Annotated in this window: 13 protein-coding genes and 1 tRNA gene; 8 read left to right on the top strand and 6 right to left on the bottom strand. The window is 42.1% G+C overall.

The window, feature by feature from the left end:
• Nucleotides 1-148: 148 nt before the first annotated feature.
• On the bottom strand, nt 149-445 hold the full coding sequence (locus H6G79_RS26055) for a hypothetical protein (RefSeq protein WP_062294907.1): 297 nt from the start codon (nt 443-445) through the stop codon (nt 149-151).
• Between the two features lie 84 nt (nt 446-529).
• Between H6G79_RS26055 and H6G79_RS26060 the strand changes: the two genes are divergently transcribed.
• The gene (locus H6G79_RS26060; RefSeq protein WP_190595207.1) at nt 530-1,030 is read left to right on the top strand and encodes a DUF1772 domain-containing protein; all 501 of its coding nucleotides are present in this window, start codon (nt 530-532) and stop codon (nt 1,028-1,030) included.
• A 13-nt stretch (nt 1,031-1,043) separates the two neighbouring features.
• Here H6G79_RS26060 and H6G79_RS26065 read toward each other — a convergent pair.
• Nucleotides 1,044-1,128 (bottom strand) — tRNA-Ser (locus H6G79_RS26065).
• A gap of 107 nt (nt 1,129-1,235) precedes the next feature.
• A complete protein-coding gene (locus tag H6G79_RS26070) occupies nt 1,236-2,156 on the bottom strand; it encodes a TIGR04168 family protein (RefSeq protein ID WP_190595206.1) in 921 nt (306 codons plus the stop codon).
• A gap of 558 nt (nt 2,157-2,714) precedes the next feature.
• Between H6G79_RS26070 and H6G79_RS26075 the strand changes: the two genes are divergently transcribed.
• Together H6G79_RS26075 and H6G79_RS26080 are read left to right on the top strand one after the other, a co-directional pair.
• The gene (locus tag H6G79_RS26075) at nt 2,715-3,581 is read left to right on the top strand and encodes a zinc metalloprotease HtpX (RefSeq protein ID WP_190595205.1); all 867 of its coding nucleotides are present in this window, start codon (nt 2,715-2,717) and stop codon (nt 3,579-3,581) included.
• 46 nt (nt 3,582-3,627) lie between these two features.
• Nucleotides 3,628-4,032, top strand: coding sequence for a hypothetical protein (locus tag H6G79_RS26080; protein ID WP_190595209.1), 405 nt, complete (start codon nt 3,628-3,630; stop codon nt 4,030-4,032).
• Between the two features lie 66 nt (nt 4,033-4,098).
• Here the strand turns inward: H6G79_RS26080 and H6G79_RS26085 are convergent, their stop codons facing one another.
• Together H6G79_RS26085 and H6G79_RS26090 are read right to left on the bottom strand one after the other, a co-directional pair.
• Nucleotides 4,099-5,058, bottom strand: a complete 960-nt coding sequence (locus H6G79_RS26085; protein ID WP_190595204.1) for a polyprenyl synthetase family protein — start codon at nt 5,056-5,058, stop codon at nt 4,099-4,101.
• Nucleotides 5,051-6,595 carry a DUF4157 domain-containing protein gene (locus H6G79_RS26090; RefSeq protein ID WP_242048560.1) on the bottom strand — a complete coding sequence of 515 codons (1,545 nt, stop codon included), beginning with the start codon at nt 6,593-6,595 and terminating at the stop codon, nt 5,051-5,053. The genes H6G79_RS26085 and H6G79_RS26090 overlap by 8 nt, the downstream gene beginning before the upstream one ends.
• Nucleotides 6,596-6,883: 288 nt before the next feature.
• On the opposite strand from H6G79_RS26090, the gene aspS reads away from it, so the two are divergent.
• Together aspS and H6G79_RS26100 are read left to right on the top strand one after the other, a co-directional pair.
• Nucleotides 6,884-8,671 (top strand): aspartate--tRNA ligase, encoded by a 1,788-nt coding sequence (gene aspS / locus H6G79_RS26095; protein WP_190595203.1) that lies wholly within the window; start codon nt 6,884-6,886, stop codon nt 8,669-8,671.
• 276 nt (nt 8,672-8,947) lie between these two features.
• Nucleotides 8,948-9,676 carry a Uma2 family endonuclease gene (locus tag H6G79_RS26100; RefSeq protein WP_190595202.1) on the top strand — a complete coding sequence of 243 codons (729 nt, stop codon included), beginning with the start codon at nt 8,948-8,950 and terminating at the stop codon, nt 9,674-9,676.
• A 171-nt stretch (nt 9,677-9,847) separates the two neighbouring features.
• Here the strand turns inward: H6G79_RS26100 and H6G79_RS26105 are convergent, their stop codons facing one another.
• Entirely contained in the window at nt 9,848-10,003 is a 156-nt protein-coding gene (locus H6G79_RS26105; RefSeq protein WP_190595201.1) for a hypothetical protein, read from the bottom strand.
• Between the two features lie 111 nt (nt 10,004-10,114).
• Here H6G79_RS26105 and H6G79_RS26110 point away from each other — a divergent pair, with 111 nt between their 5' ends.
• The 3 genes from H6G79_RS26110 to H6G79_RS26120 all read left to right on the top strand — a co-directional run bounded on the left by H6G79_RS26110 (nt 10,115) and on the right by H6G79_RS26120 (nt 18,775).
• Nucleotides 10,115-10,918 carry an S-adenosyl-l-methionine hydroxide adenosyltransferase family protein gene (locus H6G79_RS26110; protein ID WP_190595200.1) on the top strand — a complete coding sequence of 268 codons (804 nt, stop codon included), beginning with the start codon at nt 10,115-10,117 and terminating at the stop codon, nt 10,916-10,918.
• Between the two features lie 642 nt (nt 10,919-11,560).
• Nucleotides 11,561-12,820, top strand: a complete 1,260-nt coding sequence (locus H6G79_RS26115; protein ID WP_190593191.1) for a glycoside hydrolase family 10 protein — start codon at nt 11,561-11,563, stop codon at nt 12,818-12,820.
• Between the two features lie 417 nt (nt 12,821-13,237).
• Nucleotides 13,238-18,775 carry a tetratricopeptide repeat protein gene (locus tag H6G79_RS26120; RefSeq protein WP_242048561.1) on the top strand — a complete coding sequence of 1,846 codons (5,538 nt, stop codon included), beginning with the start codon at nt 13,238-13,240 and terminating at the stop codon, nt 18,773-18,775.
• Nucleotides 18,776-18,859 lie beyond the last annotated feature (84 nt).

An 18,859-nucleotide genomic window follows, 5' to 3' on the forward strand; every position in this document is an offset into this window, starting at 1 on the left:
TATAAACATAAAGAACCGTGGGACGCATGGTCTTAAAGCTCAATTAATGTCTTCCTAGAAGAGTCATTGAGAAGCCCACACTCACCCGAAGGGGAGTGTGTGGAGTACGTCACGCTTGTCAAAAATTAAATAACGACAAATGACAAAATTACTCCCAAGTAGAGACATCACGCAGCACATCGGGGATTTCTCCCATCTCTAGGGGAAATTCCAGCAAAGTTTCTCTGTAACCTAAATACCCAGACTCCGCAAAAGATAACAACATTCGTCTCAGGGCGAACCAAACTTCGGATTCATATTCCCAATCACTATAACGTGAAGCCCGACCTGCAATTGAACGTAAAGCCCAAAAATAAGAGTTTCTCACCACTGAACCGCCTTTTTTAAACTCTGGCAAATCTGGGTGGTGGAGAAATAATACTTGATTTTCAATTCTGGCTTTCACGTTAAATAGTTAAATAGAACAGGGCAGTGATAGTACATTTATAGTACTTCTTTCTGGAATATCAATTCAAATGTAGGAGGGTTGATGATCAGTTTTGACCACTGGCCTTTTATACTCAAACTTGGCGCTACCTTGGGCTGTGGGCTAGTGGCGGGAGTCTTTTTTGCTTTTTCGACTTTTGTGATGAATGCACTGGCTAGACTCCAGCCCAAAGCCGGGATTGTTGCTATGCAGTCCATTAATATCACAGCAATCAATCCGTTGTTTATGGTGGCACTTTTCGGCACAGCTTTAGCTTGTTTGGTTTTAGCGATCGCTTCATTTTCCAAGTTACATCAACCCAGTGCAGCCTACTTGCTGTTTGGCAGCCTACTTTACCTGATTGGCACGGTTGGGGTAACGATCGCCTTCAATGTACCTCTAAATGATGCCTTGGCGATCGTTGATCCAGATAGCACCGAGGGCGCAAATTTATGGGCTAGATATCTGAGCGACTGGACATTTTGGAATCACATCCGCACAATAGCAGCATTTGGGGCTACTATATTGCTGATTCTTGCCCTTCGCCAACCAAGTGGACGATGAGTATCTCAAACAACGGAGAAGGGGAGATTCGAACTCCCGGAACCTTTCGGTTCATCCGATTTCAAGTCGGACGCAATCGACCACTCTGCCACCTCTCCAGTAAAACTGTCTAGCTACTGCTTACCTGGTTTTTTGGTGAGCCAAAAAGCTGACAGATAATACTATATCTTACATCTACGCAGGTTGCACTACTCAAAGCAAATGTCTACGATTCACTGGGTGAAGCAGGATATAAAATTTCCTCTGAGATTACCTGAAAATCTTGTCCCACCCAAACTAAAGCCGCTTTTGTGACTACTCCTGCTTGTAAGTGGACAATTGAGAAATTACGCTGCTTGTGTCCTTCATGTTCGATAATTCTGGGGACGCTGGCGGCATTTAAGTAAATTGTGCCTTCTGGACTTTGAAACACTGATTTACGTAGTTCTTTTTTGGTGTGACGCAGATTGTGGTGCATGTGTCCAAAGGTAACGAGGGGAATGGTTTTACCAATGGTGATAGTCTGAGAAATAGCTGCTGCAAAGTCGGGATCGCCAAAGTCGCCGCCGATGGGATGCCAATCTTTACCACAAGGGTCGTCGGGGCGATCGCCTAATCCACTCGGCCCGTTGTGACCCAAAAAAATAATTGCATCACCAGCCGCACTTTTAACCGCCGCTAGAATTTTAGCTGCTGATTCTTCAAAATTTGTCACATCGTAACGTTCTTTGCAGATATCGGCAAATCTCCATTCTGGGCCTCCCCAAGTAAAAGGACGACCACCAACAACGGTTAAATTCCATTGGGGAAAATCTAATTGGCTGTAACCGACATGGGCTGTATCCAGTAAATCTAGTTGTTCTTGCACCCAGTCTTCTTTTGTGCGATCGTAGGGACATTTTTTCCGTCCCCATTCTGTAGCCGTATACCAAGCATCGTGGTTGCCCATAACTGCTGCTTTGGGGATATCCAGGGAAGCGATCGCCCTCACCACTTCCACTGATTCATTGCCAAAATCTCCCACAAATAGCACTAAATCCACACTCAAATGCTTGAGTGCAATGGCATCATCCACTTCCCATTGGTCGTGAATATCTCCAACTACAGCAATTTTGAGAGTTTGTGATGGTTTTTTCTGACTGGTCATGCCGCTTTCCTTGCTGTCTATCTCCAGGATATGAAACTCAGGGAAATTTTGACACTATCTCCGCCAGAGTATGGAAAAGAACAATATTGTGGAAGGATTCAGAAGTCAGAATTCAGAAGTCAGAATGTAATCAGTGGGGAACAATATCCACCAATCGAATAGAATTGGCAAGCTGAATTCTTCTGTAAGTATATTGAGTATTAATTACTATAGGACTAATATTGGATTTATGAAAAAAATCAGTAAACTCAGGTCAGGCTTCTTTCCTACTCCCTACTCCCTGCTTACACAACTAGATTCAGAAATTAAATCGGATTCCTATATATATTTTTTCTTAATTGATAATTTCATTTAAACTTCTGGCTTGATTAACTAAACCCTAAATTTCGTTCTTTTCAAATAAGTTATTATTTGCTGACTTGAGTAGGATAACCGTACAGAATGGGGGCGCAATCTCTACCTGATAACTGCCTGTTTGGGTCGATACAATCTATGTGTGGCTTAAGTAATGCTGTGATTGAGAAAAGCTTAATACAGCATTAATAGGAGAGCATAAATATGGGAAATCAATTTAAAACAGTTGCTTTGTTAGGTGCGCTCAGTGGTTTATTAATTGCGATAAGTTACTGGGTATTTGGTGGCACTGGCGGCTTAATTATTGGTATTGGTTTAGCAGCAGTAACTAATCTATTTTCTTGGTATCAATCAGATAAGATTGCATTAGCAGTATACCGCGCCCAGCCAGTGAGTGCTGCCCAAGCACCAGGGCTGTATCGGATGGTGGAAAAATTAGCTAAACGCGCTAACATCCCAATGCCTGGAGTTTACATCGTTCCTGGTCAAACTGCTAACGCCTTTGCAACAGGACGCGACCCCGAACACGCGGCTGTGGCTGTGACTGAAGGTATTTTAAATATTCTGCCCGAAGACGAGTTAGAAGGCGTGATTGCCCACGAATTAACGCACATTATCAATCGTGACACCTTAACCCAGGCAGTAGCCGCAACGATCGCCGGTGCGATTTCTTTCCTCGCCCAGATGGTGAGTTACAGTTTGTGGTTTAGCGGTGGTTCACGGGACGATGATAGAGGTGGCAATCCTTTAGGAATATTGTTAACTGTATTGTTAGCGCCAATAGCTGCAACAGTAATTCAATTAGGTATATCGCGTACAAGAGAATTTTCTGCTGATGCTGGTGCTGCCAAATTAACAGGTAATCCCCGTGCATTAGCCCGCGCTTTGCAAAGATTAGAAGCCACAGCACGACAATTACCTTTAGATGCTAATCCAGCTTTTGAACCGTTATTAATTATCAATCCTATCTCTGGCAAGTTTTTAGGTAACTTATTTTCTAGTCACCCTGACACAGAATCACGAGTTGAACAATTACTGAAATTAGAACAACAACTGTCTACAAAATATTAGTCATTAGTCATTTGTTGGAAAAGTTAATTCTGAGGATATTATCATGATGACTGGTAATAATTTTGAATCAATTGAATCTACTGTAGTTGTAGAAATCAGTTCTCAAACTAACGAAATGGTAGAAGCTGAAATGGCTGGGGAGACTGATGAAGTGAAGAACGAAACCAAAGCTTTAATTGAAGCACTCAAAAGACGCGCCCAAGCTGAAGCAGAATCAGCCGGAACTCTTACCCGCGAAACTTATTTAAATGCTGTGCGCCAAGCACGCCAAGCCATTGAAGGTGAAAAACTCATTGAACGCGATCGCCTAGAAAATGCTTGGACTGTGATCCAAGAAGAAGCTGAGAAAAACTGGCACTTACTTTGGAAAGAATTTGCTGATTTTGGCGATCGCCTCCAAAATGCAGCCAAAGCCGCCTGGGAAGCCTTCAACGCCCCTCGTAATCAATAATAAACCCCCAGGGTAGAGATGTTGCAGTGAAACGTCTCTACCTTCAACTGAAAGAAGTCAAGCCAACTAATTTCGCACCACAGGTTGTAATAGAAGTTCGCCATTACGTAAATACCAATCCAGCCAAAGCTGTAAAATATTGCTTCCTTCTGGGTTAGGCAACTTAGCCAGAGATTTGATTGCCTGATCTCGATGATCAAGGGCTATATTCATTAGTCGAGTGCGAACTTCCATTTCATCTAATAATTCACAAATCTTGATTCTGTTATATTCTTGCTTGTGAAATAAGCTGGCTAATTTTTGTGCATTAGGATGTTCTAGAGTCAAACCTAATAAGACAGGAAAAGTTTTCTTTTCTATTTCACGGATATTTTCTGTAACTGGAAACCACAGGGATTCAATATCATCAAGAATTTGCGTCATCCAACCTAAATGAGTGCCGCATTGAACACATAAGGCGATAATGTCTGCATCACAAGCAGACAGATAACTAGCGATCGCAGTGGCAAATTGATATGCTTTAACGGTCTTCAGGTTGACTATTTCTCGATATTCATCTAAAGAATTAATAGTCTGACTGATATCTTTATCTTGTCCTTGGCATACTTGCAAGAATGAATAGAAATAGTCCCGCAAGAGTCCTTCTAAGTTATCTGAAGGAAGTTTAAAATTTATGAACTCACGGGTTGCAACAGCATTCAAAGCCATTGCATAATTAATTGCCCGACCAACTCCCAAAGATTGGTAAAGTCCATCTGGTGCATCCATATCAATACAATCATCAACAATTCGGAAAGATAGACTGATCAGTGTTACTGATGCAGCTACAGCAATCAGATCATCAATTTTTGCGCCTATGGATATCCCAGTGGCGATCGGTATAATGGCTGTGGGATTAAGTGGATCATCAAGTATCTCGTCTACCACTTTCCCTAATTCCTGCCATTCATCTTCGACAAGGCTAATAATTTTTTGACGGATTTGAGCTAGTATTTCAACTAGATTAATTGCAAGTTTACTAATCATCTGATTCTACATCTTCAGTAGGTCTTATAGCTTCGTCTGAGTAAGCAATGATTTTTCCTTTATTACTCACAGTTGCATATCTTTTAATGTTGGTTAATTTTCTTGTTGTTCTGACAGCAGAAGCTAAATCTGGATCGCTCACAAATACTGTTGATGGATCTACTATGACTTGCAAGATTGTCAGCCCTTCGTTGTATTTGGTAGTATCTCCAAAAAAGTTTTTAGCAACTACACAGGCGTAAGTTTCGTTATTACATAAGTAAATATAGCCTTTAGCATTAGCTTCACCAGAAGTACCTACAGCACCGCCTGTGCCACCATAAGTTGGGTCTAAGCCAGTTTGTAATATTGATTGTGCTGCTGGTGTTGTTGTTGTGTGATACATGATAGTTTCTTCACGAGGATGATATAAAACTGTTGGAACTTCTTCTCTAGGAAATTCGCCCATACTATTCAGCCAAGTGGTGACAGTAGCTACGTCATAAGGTACTAAATTCAGGTGTCCTACTATATCACTTTTAATTTTTGCTGCTTTTGGCTCTATCGACTTCGCTAATATCTTCGGATCAACTTCAGAGGGAGGAAATTGTTGATCAGTTCTATCTACTTCCTGTTTACTACTTGTTACAACTTCCGGTTCTGATTGAGGGTTGTTACTAGCTTGGTTTCTTCTTGATCCAAAACATTTAAATTGTCTAACAGAACTTCCTAATTTAGTAGGTGGCGTAGTTGGTTTAGTTTGCCCAAAAGACTGAATACTTTCCTTTACCTGAGAAGCCGAAGGTAGTCGAGACATCACACTACCAACACTGTTAGCTTTTGCCCCCATGACATCGGCTTCTTTTTCTAGCGTAGAATCAACATTCGCACTGATTCCTTTCAATTGAATAGAAGGTTTGACTCTTCCTTGCTTTTGCTGAACTACGTGCCATGCTTCATGGGGAAGGTGCTTTTCCTGTCCAGGTGCAACGTGAATATCTGTTCCTTGGGTATAGGCAGCAGCTTGAAACTTTGGAGGCTCGCTGGAATTATAATGAACTTTGACATCATCCATTCCCATTCCAGAAAGATTTTCCACGCCTGTTTTTAAGTTATCAGGCAAGCCGGTGTTATTTTCAGGTTGAATTTCTTGACTTTGAATTGCCAACTCAGTTGGCTGTATGGTGTCTGCTGAACTATCTGGTTGTTGATGAGATTTATCTCCAAGCTGTTCAGTATGCAACTTCATCTGCAATGGGAAACTTGGTACTGCTGATTGCGAGATTTTTGACGTATAACTATCAGCTTGATAATTCGGATCAATTTTTAAATTACTCCAAGGTGAGACTGGCGATCGCTGCACAGGATTCTCTGTAACTATAGATACTTTAGGAAGATGTGATTTATATTGTCTAGTCTCGGTTGTATCTTGTGGTTGTTCTGAAGTTAAATTTTCTGATGGTGTTGATTCAACTTTAAATGGACGTGGTGCAAACTGATTGTTAGATGATGAATCAGATGTAGATTTACTATGATTAGCATGTTTTTTCTGATACATTTATTTTAAGTATGAATTTTATGCCTAAAATAGAATAAAAATAAACTTATGACTATTAGATAAAAGTCTATTGCTTTTTTATTGAAATTATGATTAGAAATTTGGCTTAATTACAGAACATAACCCCAGAAACAGGGAAGAAGTTGAGAGTAGTTGAAAAAATTCAATTTGTATTGATTGGCGCGATAATATGCGATCGGTTCTTCAATCAGATACTATTGATGCTAGATAATGGGAAAGCTTTGACTTTTATTGCCCCATCTAGCCCAGAAGAACAGATTAACTACTATGCGAACTCACTATTGCGGCGAACTCCGAAAAGAAGATATTGGAGAAACTGTTACCTTGTACGGATGGGTAGACCGTCGCCGCGATCATGGGGGCGTGATATTCTTAGATTTACGCGATCGCTCTGGCACAGTCCAAATTGTCAGCGATCCGCAACGCACCCCCAACTCCTACGAGCAAGCCAATGCTTTGCGGAATGAATACGTCGTCGAAATCACCGGCAGAGTAACGCAGCGTCCCGAAGAATCACTGAATAACCGCATTCCTACAGGTGAAGTAGAAATTTATGCGGATAAAATTACCTTGTTAAATGCAGTCCGCAAGCAGCTACCATTCCAGGTTTCCAGTGCTGACACCGAATCGGTGCGGGAAGACTTAAGACTAAAATACCGTTATTTGGATTTACGGCGCGATCGCATGGCGCAAAATATGCAACTGCGTCATCAAGTCGTCAAAGCCATGCGGCGCTATTTAGAAGATGGGGAAAATTTCATCGAAGTTGAAACCCCAGTCTTGACTCGTTCCACTCCCGAAGGTGCGCGGGACTATGTTTTACCCAGTCGTGTCAACCCTGGCGAATGGTTTGCTTTACCCCAATCACCACAACTATTTAAACAAATCTTGATGGTATCCGGTATGGACAGATACTATCAGATTGCTCGTTGCTTCCGGGATGAAGACTTACGCGCCGACAGACAGCCAGAGTTCACCCAATTAGACATGGAAATGAGTTTCATGTCTCAAGAAGAAATTATCGAACTCAATGAAAAGCTTGTTTGTCATATCTTCAAAACCGTGAAAGGAATTGAATTACCCCATCCTTTCCCGCGCTTAACCTACGCTGATGCAATGGCGCGTTATGGTAGCGATAAACCCGACACTCGCTATGATTTAGAATTAGTCGATGTTTCCGATATTCTCAAAGACTCTGGTTTTAAAGTCTTTCGGGATGCTGTCGCCCACGGTGGTATCGTCAAAATCCTTCCCATTCCCAACGGTAACGACAAAATTTCTAACGTCCGCATTAAACCAGGCGGCGACATTTTCAGAGAAGCTAGTGAAGCCGGCGCGAAAGGTTTAGCTTACATCCGTGTTAGGGAAGATGGAGAAATTGACACCATCGGCGCAATTAAAGACAACCTCACCGCCGAACAAAAAGCTGAACTTCTCCGCCGCACAGGTGCAGAAGCCGGACATTTGTTATTGTTTGCGGCTGGTGATGTTGGTACTGTTAACAAAACTTTAGATAGATTACGGCAATTTACTGCTAAAGAATTTGGGTTAATCAATCCCGATAAACTCAATTTGTTATGGATTGTTGATTTCCCGATGTTTGAGTGGAATGCTGACGAAAAGCGTTTGGAAGCATTACACCACCCATTTACCGCACCCCATCCCGATGATTTACACGACTTAAAAACCGCCCGCGCCCAAGCTTACGACTTGGTATTTAACGGCTTTGAAGTTGGCGGTGGTAGTTTGCGAATTTATCAGCGAGAAATTCAAGAACAGGTATTTGAAACCATTGGCTTGTCTCCAGAAGAAGCGCAAAGTAAATTCGGTTTCCTTCTAGAAGCTTTTGAATACGGTACACCGCCGCATGGTGGTATCGCCTACGGTTTAGATCGTTTGGTGATGTTACTTGCTGGGGAAGAATCTATCCGTGATGTGATTGCTTTTCCGAAGACACAACAAGCCCGTTGCTTGTTAACAGATGCGCCTTCTGGGGTGGATGCGAAGCAATTAAAAGAACTGCACGTTGCTTCGACATATAAACCCAAGTCATAACAAAGTCCAAGGGGATTTAATAAGTAAAAGGGTAAAAGTAAAAAGTAAAAAGAAATCAAAAATTAGTATTTCTTTTTACTTTTTACCTTTAACTTTTGCCTTGTTTGATAATGCTGTCAAAATATAATTAAGGCTATATAGGACTCATATTTGATTTTGGAAAAAAATCAGTATACTCAGATCAGGCTTCTTTCCTACTCCCGACTCCCCATTCCCTGTTCCCTACCTACACAAATAAATTCAGAAATCAAACCGGATTCCTATATATAGTTTCTTATGAGTGAATCTATTATCTTGACAGAGGACGGTTTATTACCAGAGGATGTGTTACCAGATGTCAGTCAATTGGTGACAGAAGACGACGCAGCAGTGGATAATCTACCATCGGAAAAACAACAACGCCTATTAACAGAAACCCTTTACAGTTCTTGGAGAGGTGCAAATAATTCCCAAGGGTTTCTTGTGGCTGCTAATGTGGGGTTGTTTGCTAGTAGTTATCAACCAGCAATTGTACCTGATGTCTTCTTGAGCCTGGATGTACAAGTAGCCGAAAATTGGTGGGAAAAAAGACATCGTTCTTATTTCTTTTGGGAATTTGGTAAACCACCAGAAGTAGTGATTGAAATTGTCTCAAATCGAGAAGGGAATGAAACAGGGCGTAAATTCTTAGAATATGCCCGGATGCGGATTTTATACTACATTATTTTCGACCCATCTCAGCAACTTGGTGGTGAAGTTCTGCAAATGTATGAATTGCAAGGACGGCAATATGTAACCATGAGCGAACAATGGTTGACAGAAGTTGAGCTAGGGTTATGTTTGTGGGAGGGCGTGTATGAAGGCAAACGCGATATTTGGCTGAGGTGGTGTGATGCGGAAGGGAATGTCATTCCTACTGGTGCAGAACGGGCTGAACAAGAACGAGCGGCTAAAGAAGCTGCACTGCAACGTGCTGAACGTTTGGCGGCACAATTACGGGCTTTGGGGGTAGAACCGGAAGTATGAAATGGCAGGAAAAAAGAGACAAGGGGTAGGAGGTAGAAGAAAATTCTTCCCCCATTCCCAACTCCCCACTCCCAACTCCCAGTTCCCCACTCAGCACTCAACAAAAAACCCGCCGAAGCGGGGGTTTCCACACAACAAAACTATAAACAGTCAACTCTTGCTTTACCAGACTTAGCCGATATATCTCATTTCGGCTTCTAGTTGATGAATTAGCTTTTCGTTACCTTGGGCTTTAGCTACTTCTAAGCGATGTTCCAAGCTTTTTCTCAGGTTTTGTCTGTGAGCTTCTTTAGCTTGTCTCATAGCCTGTAATCTATTTTGATTCATAGTTATTTCCCTCTTTATGCTTTTTTCTGTTTAGTATTGCTAATATAGCACAGGTTTTGTAGCTGTTGCTACAGAAATTTACATCTTTATATATGTGAATATTGTAGGTTTATGGCAAAAAAGGCAATGAACACCCGATCGCACCTGACATTACTCAGCGATTTTGGCGATCGCGATGTTTATGTCGGGGTGATGAAAGGTATAATTGCTCAAATCAACCCAGAAATTAGGGTTATCGACTTAACACACCAAATTCCGCCACAAAATCTTGTTGCTGCTAGATTTTGCTTGATGAATGCTTATCCCTACTTTCCCGATGGAACAGTACATATAGCAGTAGTAGATCCGGGGGTGGGTGGAAACCGGAGAGCGATCGCAGTAGAATTGGCTGGAGGGTTTTTAGTCGGCCCCGATAATGGCATATTTAGCGGTATACTCAGTCAAACTCCCGCAGTCGCAGCCGTGGAACTAACAAACCCAGACTACTGGTTAACTCCCCAACCTAGTCGCACTTTTCATGGTAGAGATATTTTCGCACCTGTGGGAGCTAATCTGGCTAGTGGCGTTCCGTTGAAATATTTGGGAAACGAAATCAATCCCACAACTTTGTTACAGCTAGGGATGGGCAAATGTCAAACAACTAGCCGTGGTGTGTTGGGACATATTCAATATATAGATCACTTTGGCAATTTAATCAGCAATATTCCTCAAAGTTGCGTGGAAGGTAAAACCTGGTGCGTGCAGATTGCGGGGTTGACAATCCCAGGATGTGAAACTTACAGTAATTGCCAAGTTGGTGAAGCTGTCGCCTTAGTTGGTAGTCATGGCTGGGTAGAAATCGCCATCAATGGCGGAAATGCACATTCACAGTTGCAAATGAGCTACCAAGATACTTTAGAAGTTTTATTTTGGTAGATTTTCTGGAATAGTTTGTGGCTCTCCCAAACTAGATATTTTTACCACGCATAACAGAGGTGTCTTATTTAGGACTTACGCAGTAAGACGAAATATTAAGGGTGTAGGGGTATACCCGGATTTCTCGCAAGAGAGAAATCCAGGGGTGTGGGCAATACTTTTCGGATAAGGAATTTACTTGTGAAGGTATCTTGGGTGCAGGGGTGCAGGGGCGCAAGGGAGAATTAACAGTAACCTCTCCCCTGCCCCTCTGCTCCTCCGCACAACTGCTGCCTCAACGAAGAGATATCTTAACCGAAAGGTATTGGGGGTGTGGGAGGATGGTGAAGAAATCTTTCCCCCCACACTCCCCACACTCCCCTCTCTCTCCACACCCGCTACCCATACGTGAGAAATTCGGGTTACACCCCATACCCTTTCACCCCTATACCCAACCTCCACAGACAATCTTGGTGCGTAAGTCCTATTATTCATTAAATATTGTGTGCTAGACTACATTTTCTCATTACCAAAAAGCCAAAAATTCCCACTTTAGTATATTCATATAATTAAAAAAACGATATTTTGGGCAATCTAAATCCGGAAAATGCTGAATTATTTTGTATTTATAATTGTTCTTTGCAAAGGCAGTCAAACCCACTGATGAATCGGTTGACTAAACATTGGATTATTTACTTAATAGCTTTAGAATTTATACTTTGTTTAACAGTATTTACCCTACCTTCTTTTTCATTTTATGCTCAACCAAAAAACCAAACAATGGTTACAGAAATTCGTGGTGTTTGGTTAACTAACGTTGCTAGTGGGGTTTTGTTTGTTCCTTGGGGAATTGACCGCGCTATTAATCAATTAGCGGCGCTGAATTTTAATACGATTTATCCTGTAGTTTGGAATCGGGGTAATACTTTTTACAAAAGTAATGTTGCTAAAAATACGATTGGGGAAGAAGCAGAACCAACACTGAATTTTATGCACGGTGGACAAGATGTTTTAGCCAAGATTATTAAACTTGCTAAACCCAAAGGTTTGACTGTGATTCCCTGGTTTGAATATGGTTTTATGACACCACCAAATTCTGAGTTAGCCAAACGTTATCCTGATTGGTTAACCATTGGACAAGCAGGTGTAAATTCTGTTAAAGAAGTTTTGCCAGAAGACGCTAACAATGGGGCTGCAACTAAACAAGCTTGGTTAAATCCTCTAAATCCAGAAGTTCAAGATTTTATTTTAGAACTTATTTTAGAAGTTGTAAGTAATTACAATGTAAATGGCATTCAACTGGATGATCATTTTGGAATGCCAGTACAATTTGGTTACGATCGCTTCACTGTCGAACTCTACAAACAAGAACATCAAGGTCAAAATCCGCCGACTGATCCCTTTAACCCAGAATGGATGCGTTGGCGTGCTAACAAAATTACGGCATTCATGGGGAGAATTTATCGCAGCATCAAGGAAATTGAACCGAATGCAAAATTATCTCTGTCTCCCAATGCACAAGCTTTTGCATATAAATATTATTTGCAAGATTGGGAAACTTGGGTAAAAAACGGCTGGGTGGATGAGTTGGTGTTGCAAGTATATCGCCATAATCAAAATAGCTTTAAGACCGAATTAGAACAACCAGCCATAAAATCAGCCCTCTCCAAAATTCCGGTTGTGATTGGTATCTCTACGGGAACTTTACGCAACCCGGTGAGAATTTCCCAAATTAAAGAACAAATTGATATGGTACGCGATCGCTCTTTTTCTGGTATCTCTTTTTTCTATTGGGAAAGTTTATGGGGTTACATCGCACCCGAAACACCCCACAAACGCCGCAAGGTGTTCCAAGAACTGTTTAATACTAAAGCCATCAGGCCATTTCCGATTGATGAAACAGGTAGTAGGTTGAGGTTGTGATTTGGGGGATGAGAGGATGAGGAGACAAGGGGGACAAGGGAGACAAGGGGGATGAGGGGTGTTTCGACTTAATAATATTTTTGTGACATTGGATTGACTAACAGAAATTATTCAAGATATTAATGGGACGGGACTAATAATTAAGTAATACCAATTTAACGTGAAGTTGCACATATTTCGATCCCCCTAAATCCCCCTTAAAAAGGGGGACTTGAGAAAAATTCCCGCCTTTTTAAGGGGGGTTAGGGGGGATCAAAATGCCACTAAGCAACTTGAGTAAGACTTGTGTACACGGTAGCCTTTTGAAGGGGGGCTAAGAAACTCTTAGAGTAATCCTATCTCCACTGTTGAATTGAATTTTGTCCCACCACTTACAAATTTACCAAAATATTTTTGATGCAATTCCCCGCATTGAGAATGCCTACACTTGCTGTTTTATTGGCTATCTTTTCTATTGATAGTGGGTTGATGAATGATCATCCCAGACAAGGGCGAGTGTTGGCAGCAGAATTAACTGCTAATCACCAAGTTGTGGCTCAAATCCCAGAGGCGCAACAATTGTTTGAGCAAGGTAATCAACAACTGGCGCAAAGTCAATTTACTTCGGCGTTACAATCTTTTCAACAAGCATTAAATATTTATCAAGCAATTGGCGATCGCACTCACACCGCCGCAGTCCTCAATAAACTCGGAGAAGTTTATCGCCATCAAGGACAAATTCAAACCGCCCTTCAACATCATCAACAAGCCTGGGAAATTACACGGGAATTGAATAACCGTGGAGAGGAAGCCGCATCACTTCATCAAATCGCCGCCGTTTACGCAACCCAAGGACAGTACAAAAATGCTGTGCAATTCTACCAGCAAGCTTTATCTATATGGCGTGAGGTAAAAGATAAATCTGGGGAAGCGATGACTTTGATTGGCTTGGGAAATACTTACGTCAGCTATATTAAATTGCAACTTTACTACCAGCAAATCAAAAAGCCGGAGGAAATTAAGTCTTACCTGGAGGTAAGAAAATATTACCAGCAAGCCTTAATGATTATGGGGGCTTTGGGCGATCGCGCGGGTGTTGGTTGGAGTCTCAACGGAATTGGGATGACTTACGCCGCGTTAAATCAAACAGAACAAGCTGTGAAATATTACGAGCAAGCCTTAGCCCAGATGCGCCAAGCAGGCGATCGCATCGGCGAAGCTACAGTAATGTTGAATTTGAGCAAAGATTACAACTGGGGAATCGACAATCAACGGGAATCGCGCCCGATTTCTCTGGATTTTTCCGAACCAGCTTTAGCTATTGTCCGCGAAATTGGCGATCGCCCCTTAACAGCAAAAATCCTGAATGCGATCGCCTCCACCTACAAAAACACCTTCACTCACAAAAACAAAGGAGGACAGCCGCAAATAGCCCTGGAGTATTATCAACAGGCTTTACCAATAGCGCGAGAAATTGGCGATCGCTCCCTGGAAGAGAAAATCCTGAATAATCTGGGCTATATTTACCATAGCCAGGGCTACCCACAAACGGCGCAGGAATATCAAGAACAAGCTTTAGCCATCAGACAGGAAATGGGTGTTCATGTGGGGTGGGCGACAAATATTGTCAAACAGGCAATTTTGGTGACTTACAACATACCCCAAAAAAGACCAACTTTAATTACACTCCTGACAGGGGAAGCACTCATCCACTACCGTAACGGTGTAGAACACGCCAAGTTTGCAAGATACCCAGCTGCTTTAGCATCCTATCAGCAAGCTTTGGCGATCGTCCGTCAGCAAAAAAATCGTCCTTGGGAATGGGTAATTCTCAATCAAATGGGGACAATTTACGAAACTCTCGGACAGTTACAAGTAGCCTTAGATACCTATCAGCAAAGCTTGGCAATTCGTCGGGAAGTTGCTGAACAGTCAACAAAAACACCAATCCCCCAGACAATTCGGGTAGCCTTTGGTACTGATGTCAACATTCATCGCCCAGAGGGAATCAAACTAGAAGATGGACTCAGCAACGGTTTGATTCAGGTAGGGAAAGGAAAACCAATCAAAACTGCCATCACGACTGTTGAATCCGCAGAAATAGCCGAGATAGAGAAACGCGGACAACGGCTAGAAGTAATCGCTGGGGTAGCTGGATGGCATAACTTTGCTGAAAATGAGGAAGAAAATACCTTAGCGAATATTGCAGATATCCACAAAACTCTAGGACAGTACCAAACTGCCTTGCAATTCTACAAAGAAGCCTTGGCAATCATCAATGCGGAAATGTCCAGCCCAGAAAATATCGAAATTCGTTGGCGCAGAGAGGAATTGTCCCCAGGAGATTATCGCCAGCAGGAACAGCGAATTAAAAGAAGTATGGGTGAAGTTTACGCCGCATTAGGACAGTATCAAACTGCCTTGGATGATTATCAGCAATCTCTGGCAATTGTGAACATGGAGAACAGCAGCCACAGGTTAGTTAATCAAAAACCGATATTGTTAACCCAAATTGGGGAAATTTACACCAATTTAGGCCAGTATGAAGCAGCGTTAACAGCTTATCAGCAAGCATTAGCGATCGCCCGTGATCCTCAAACTCAAGATAACTATTTTGTACCAGAACAACAAATCCTCCAATTTGGACAACAGGAATTATTTCGCTGGACAAGAATACCCTTTGAAAAGCCAGATCAAGCCGCAATTCTCAACAGTATCGCCGCAATTTACGCCAAATTAGGGCAGACGCAAACAGCGCAGGAGTATCGTGAGCAAGCAAGTACATTACAGCGCGAAATTAGCAACCGTATTCAAGAAAATATTACTGGTCAAAAAGCCGTCTTAATTACGGAAGTTGGTAGAGATGCAGCGAAAAAAACCCTTGTGCAAGTACACCCACTGGAAGGAGAAGCAGTAGTTTTGTTTGCCAAGGGAAACAGTTACGCCACCCAAGGACAATACCTCAAAACTCAGTTGCAAGCTGCATTACAAGCTTACCAGCAAGCCTTAACAATTGTTCGCCAGCAAAAAAATCGCCCTTGGGAGGGGATAATTCTCACCCAGATGAGTGCAGTTTACAAACAATTAGGAGAAAATCAAGCCGCGACTCAAGTTGATCAACAAGCCTTGGCAATTAGACAGGAAATCGCAAAACAAAGTGAGAAAACAGCAACTATTCTGGGTAAAACGCCGTTGAGTGGGGCTTTTGAGGGCGAAAATCTCGAAATTCGCTTTTCATCTGGCAAAATTACAACTTTTAACCCCGCAGGTGGCGTGATTTTCTTCGCTCAAACACCAGAAAAATTGAAAGCTGATCAACTGTATGAAGCAGGTTGGCGGCAGTATATATACAGGGAATATGCTAGAGCCATTAAAACCTTTGAGGCAGCTTTATTAATTTATCAACAAATAGAAGATAAAACAGGTACGGGCAGAACTTTGTTCCACCTGGGAGACGTTTACCATCGCCAAAGAAATTACCAGCAGGCATTGAAATATTATCAGCAAGCTTTGGCAATTCAACAAGAAATTGGCGATCGCGGTTGGGAAAAATCCAGCCTCAACTCCATAGCAGACATTTACACCATCCAAGGTAATGAATTTTCGAGAGCAGGTAAATATCGAGAAGCTTTAGAAAAATACCAGCAAGTTTTGGAGATTGCGAAAAAATTAGGCAGCGAGCCAAGACAATGGCCGACTTTCCATCGCATAGCGAGAGTTTACAGCAGCTTGGGAGAGTATAAATTAGCTCTCGATTACTATCAAAAAGCCTTACCCATCCGGCAAGAAATTTTAGGCGACTGGGTACGAATTGAACTTGATATGGGACAGATTTATAAAGTGTTAGGACAATACGAACTCGCTTTGAAATCTTATCAGGAAGCCTTAAAAATCGCCAGACGACCCGTACTGCTCGAATCAGACGGAAACAGAATAGGAGACATTGCAGGTGAAGTGAGGGCGCTGAATGCGATCGGCAATATTTACTACAGACAAGAAAAGTATGAATTAGCGTTAGATTTCCATCAGCAAGCCTTAACAGTGCTGCAAAAAATTCAGAACAAAGAACAACAAGAATTTCTCAAAGCAACAACATATTACAATATTGGGATTGTTTACTTCAAGCAAGAAAAATATCAATTAGCCTTGGCGTATTTGCAACCACCTTTAACTATTTATCAAAAATTCAAATCCAGAAATGCAGAAGGGATAAATCTCCACGCCATAGGAAACGTTTATTTAGAGCAAGGGCAATATGAATTAGCCGGAAAATTCTTACACCAAAGTTTAGTAATTGCTCAAGAAATTGGCAACAAAGAAGGTGAAGGATACATTCTCAATACTATCGGGAAGTTACTTGAAAAACAGAACCAACCAGAATTAGCAATTATCTTCTTCAAACAATCAGTAAATGCTAGAGAAACAATTCGCAATAATATTAGGGAATTAAGCAAAGAACAACAGCAATCTTATACCGAAATCATTGCCAAAGATTATCGCCATTTAGCCGATCTTCTCCTGCAACGCAACCGAATTTTAGAAGCGCAACAAGTACTAGACTTACTCAAAGTCCAAGAAATTGAAGACTATCTCCGTGACGTGCGAAGAAGTGAAAAAACCGCGACTGGTGTTGTGGAACGTTCCCAAGAACGGCAAATTCGAGAGGTGATGCAAGCAGAATTTGAGCAAGCGATCGCCCTTGGTCGAGAACTCGCCCAACTGGAAAACATTAGTGTGAGCAGCCGCACCCCGTCCCAGAAACAGCGTATTTTAGAATTACGTAAAATTCAGCAGACACTAGCCAAAGACTTTAACACCTTCCTCGATAGCCCGAAAGTGCGCGAATGGGTCGCCCAACTCCAGCAAACCACCCAAGGGCAGAGTTTTAACCTGGAATCCTCCGCTAGTGCCTTACAAGATAACTTAAAAAAACTCCAGCAAGGCGCAGTCATACTTTATCCCCTAGTATTGAGCGATCGCTTAGAACTAGTTTTAGTCACTCCCTACGCACCACCAATCCGCCGCACCGTAGCTGTTACCCAAGAAGAACTCAACCGAGCAATTTTGGAATTTCGCACCACCTTACCAAAACGTACCCCAAAAATCACAGTTCCCGCCCAAAAACTCTACGATTTGCTGATTAAACCCCTAGAAAATGACTTAGCACAAGCACAAGCCCAAACCATCATCTACGCTCCAGACGGACAACTGCGTTATGTTCCCCTAGCCGCCCTTTATGACGGTCAAAAATGGTTAATCGAACGCTTCCAAATCAATAATATTACTGCCGTCAGCTTAACCGACCTCAACACCAAACCCCAAAATCGATTAAATGTCTTAGCGGCAGCCTTTACCCAAGGCAACTATAGTTTTCAGGTAGGATCTCAGCAGTTTGACTTTTCCGGTTTACCTTTTGCTGGTTTAGAAGTAGAAACACTCGCTCAAACCATTCCCAGCACCAAAAAATTATTAGACAAGCAATTCAATTCAGATATTGTGTTGGAAATGAATGATTACGCCGTCATCCATTTAGCAACTCACGCCGCATTTACCACCGGACAGCCGGAAGAATCATTTATTTTGTTAGGAAATGGCGATCGCGTCACCCTCCGAGATATCAAAAACTGGCGATTGCCCAATGTTGATTTAATCGTACTTTCAGCCTGCCAAACCGGATTAGGCGATCAATTTGGCAATGGTAGAGAAATTCTGGGTTTTGGCTACCAGATACAACAAACAGGCGCACGAGCCGCGATCGCTTCTTTATGGTCGGTAGATGATGGCGGTACACAAGTATTAATGAATGCTTTTTACAACATCCTGTCCCAAGGAAAAACCACCAAAGCCCAAGCCCTACGTCAAGCACAAATCGCCCTAATTACTGGCAAATACGGTAACTTAACACCACAGTTAAGCGAGCATCTCAGTCATCCTTTTTACTGGTCAGCCTTTATTTTGATTGGTAATGGCTTGTAATCAAAACAGTTGACACTCATACCAATTCGCAACTCAAAAACTCAGGTATTATCCAATAAAGTTAAGCAGAAAAGTAGGTTGGGT

The organism is Anabaena sp. FACHB-83, assembly GCF_014697485.1.
GTDB lineage: Bacteria > Cyanobacteriota > Cyanobacteriia > Cyanobacteriales > Nostocaceae > Nostoc_B.

What these genes read in the sequence shown, in the direction of transcription:
- H6G79_RS26060 (WP_190595207.1), top strand. Translation starts at nt 530, where the DNA reads ATGATCAGTTTTGACCACTGGCCTTTTATACTCAAACTTGGCGCTACC.
- H6G79_RS26070 (WP_190595206.1), bottom strand. Translation starts at nt 2,156, where the DNA reads ATGACCAGTCAGAAAAAACCATCACAAACTCTCAAAATTGCTGTAGTT.
- H6G79_RS26075 (WP_190595205.1), top strand. Translation starts at nt 2,715, where the DNA reads ATGGGAAATCAATTTAAAACAGTTGCTTTGTTAGGTGCGCTCAGTGGT.
- H6G79_RS26080 (WP_190595209.1), top strand. Translation starts at nt 3,628, where the DNA reads ATGACTGGTAATAATTTTGAATCAATTGAATCTACTGTAGTTGTAGAA.
- H6G79_RS26085 (WP_190595204.1), bottom strand. Translation starts at nt 5,058, where the DNA reads ATGATTAGTAAACTTGCAATTAATCTAGTTGAAATACTAGCTCAAATC.
- H6G79_RS26090 (WP_242048560.1), bottom strand. Translation starts at nt 6,595, where the DNA reads ATGTATCAGAAAAAACATGCTAATCATAGTAAATCTACATCTGATTCA.
- aspS (WP_190595203.1), top strand. Translation starts at nt 6,884, where the DNA reads ATGCGAACTCACTATTGCGGCGAACTCCGAAAAGAAGATATTGGAGAA.
- H6G79_RS26100 (WP_190595202.1), top strand. Translation starts at nt 8,948, where the DNA reads ATGAGTGAATCTATTATCTTGACAGAGGACGGTTTATTACCAGAGGAT.
- H6G79_RS26105 (WP_190595201.1), bottom strand. Translation starts at nt 10,003, where the DNA reads ATGAATCAAAATAGATTACAGGCTATGAGACAAGCTAAAGAAGCTCAC.
- H6G79_RS26110 (WP_190595200.1), top strand. Translation starts at nt 10,115, where the DNA reads ATGGCAAAAAAGGCAATGAACACCCGATCGCACCTGACATTACTCAGC.
- H6G79_RS26115 (WP_190593191.1), top strand. Translation starts at nt 11,561, where the DNA reads ATGAATCGGTTGACTAAACATTGGATTATTTACTTAATAGCTTTAGAA.
- H6G79_RS26120 (WP_242048561.1), top strand. Translation starts at nt 13,238, where the DNA reads ATGCCTACACTTGCTGTTTTATTGGCTATCTTTTCTATTGATAGTGGG.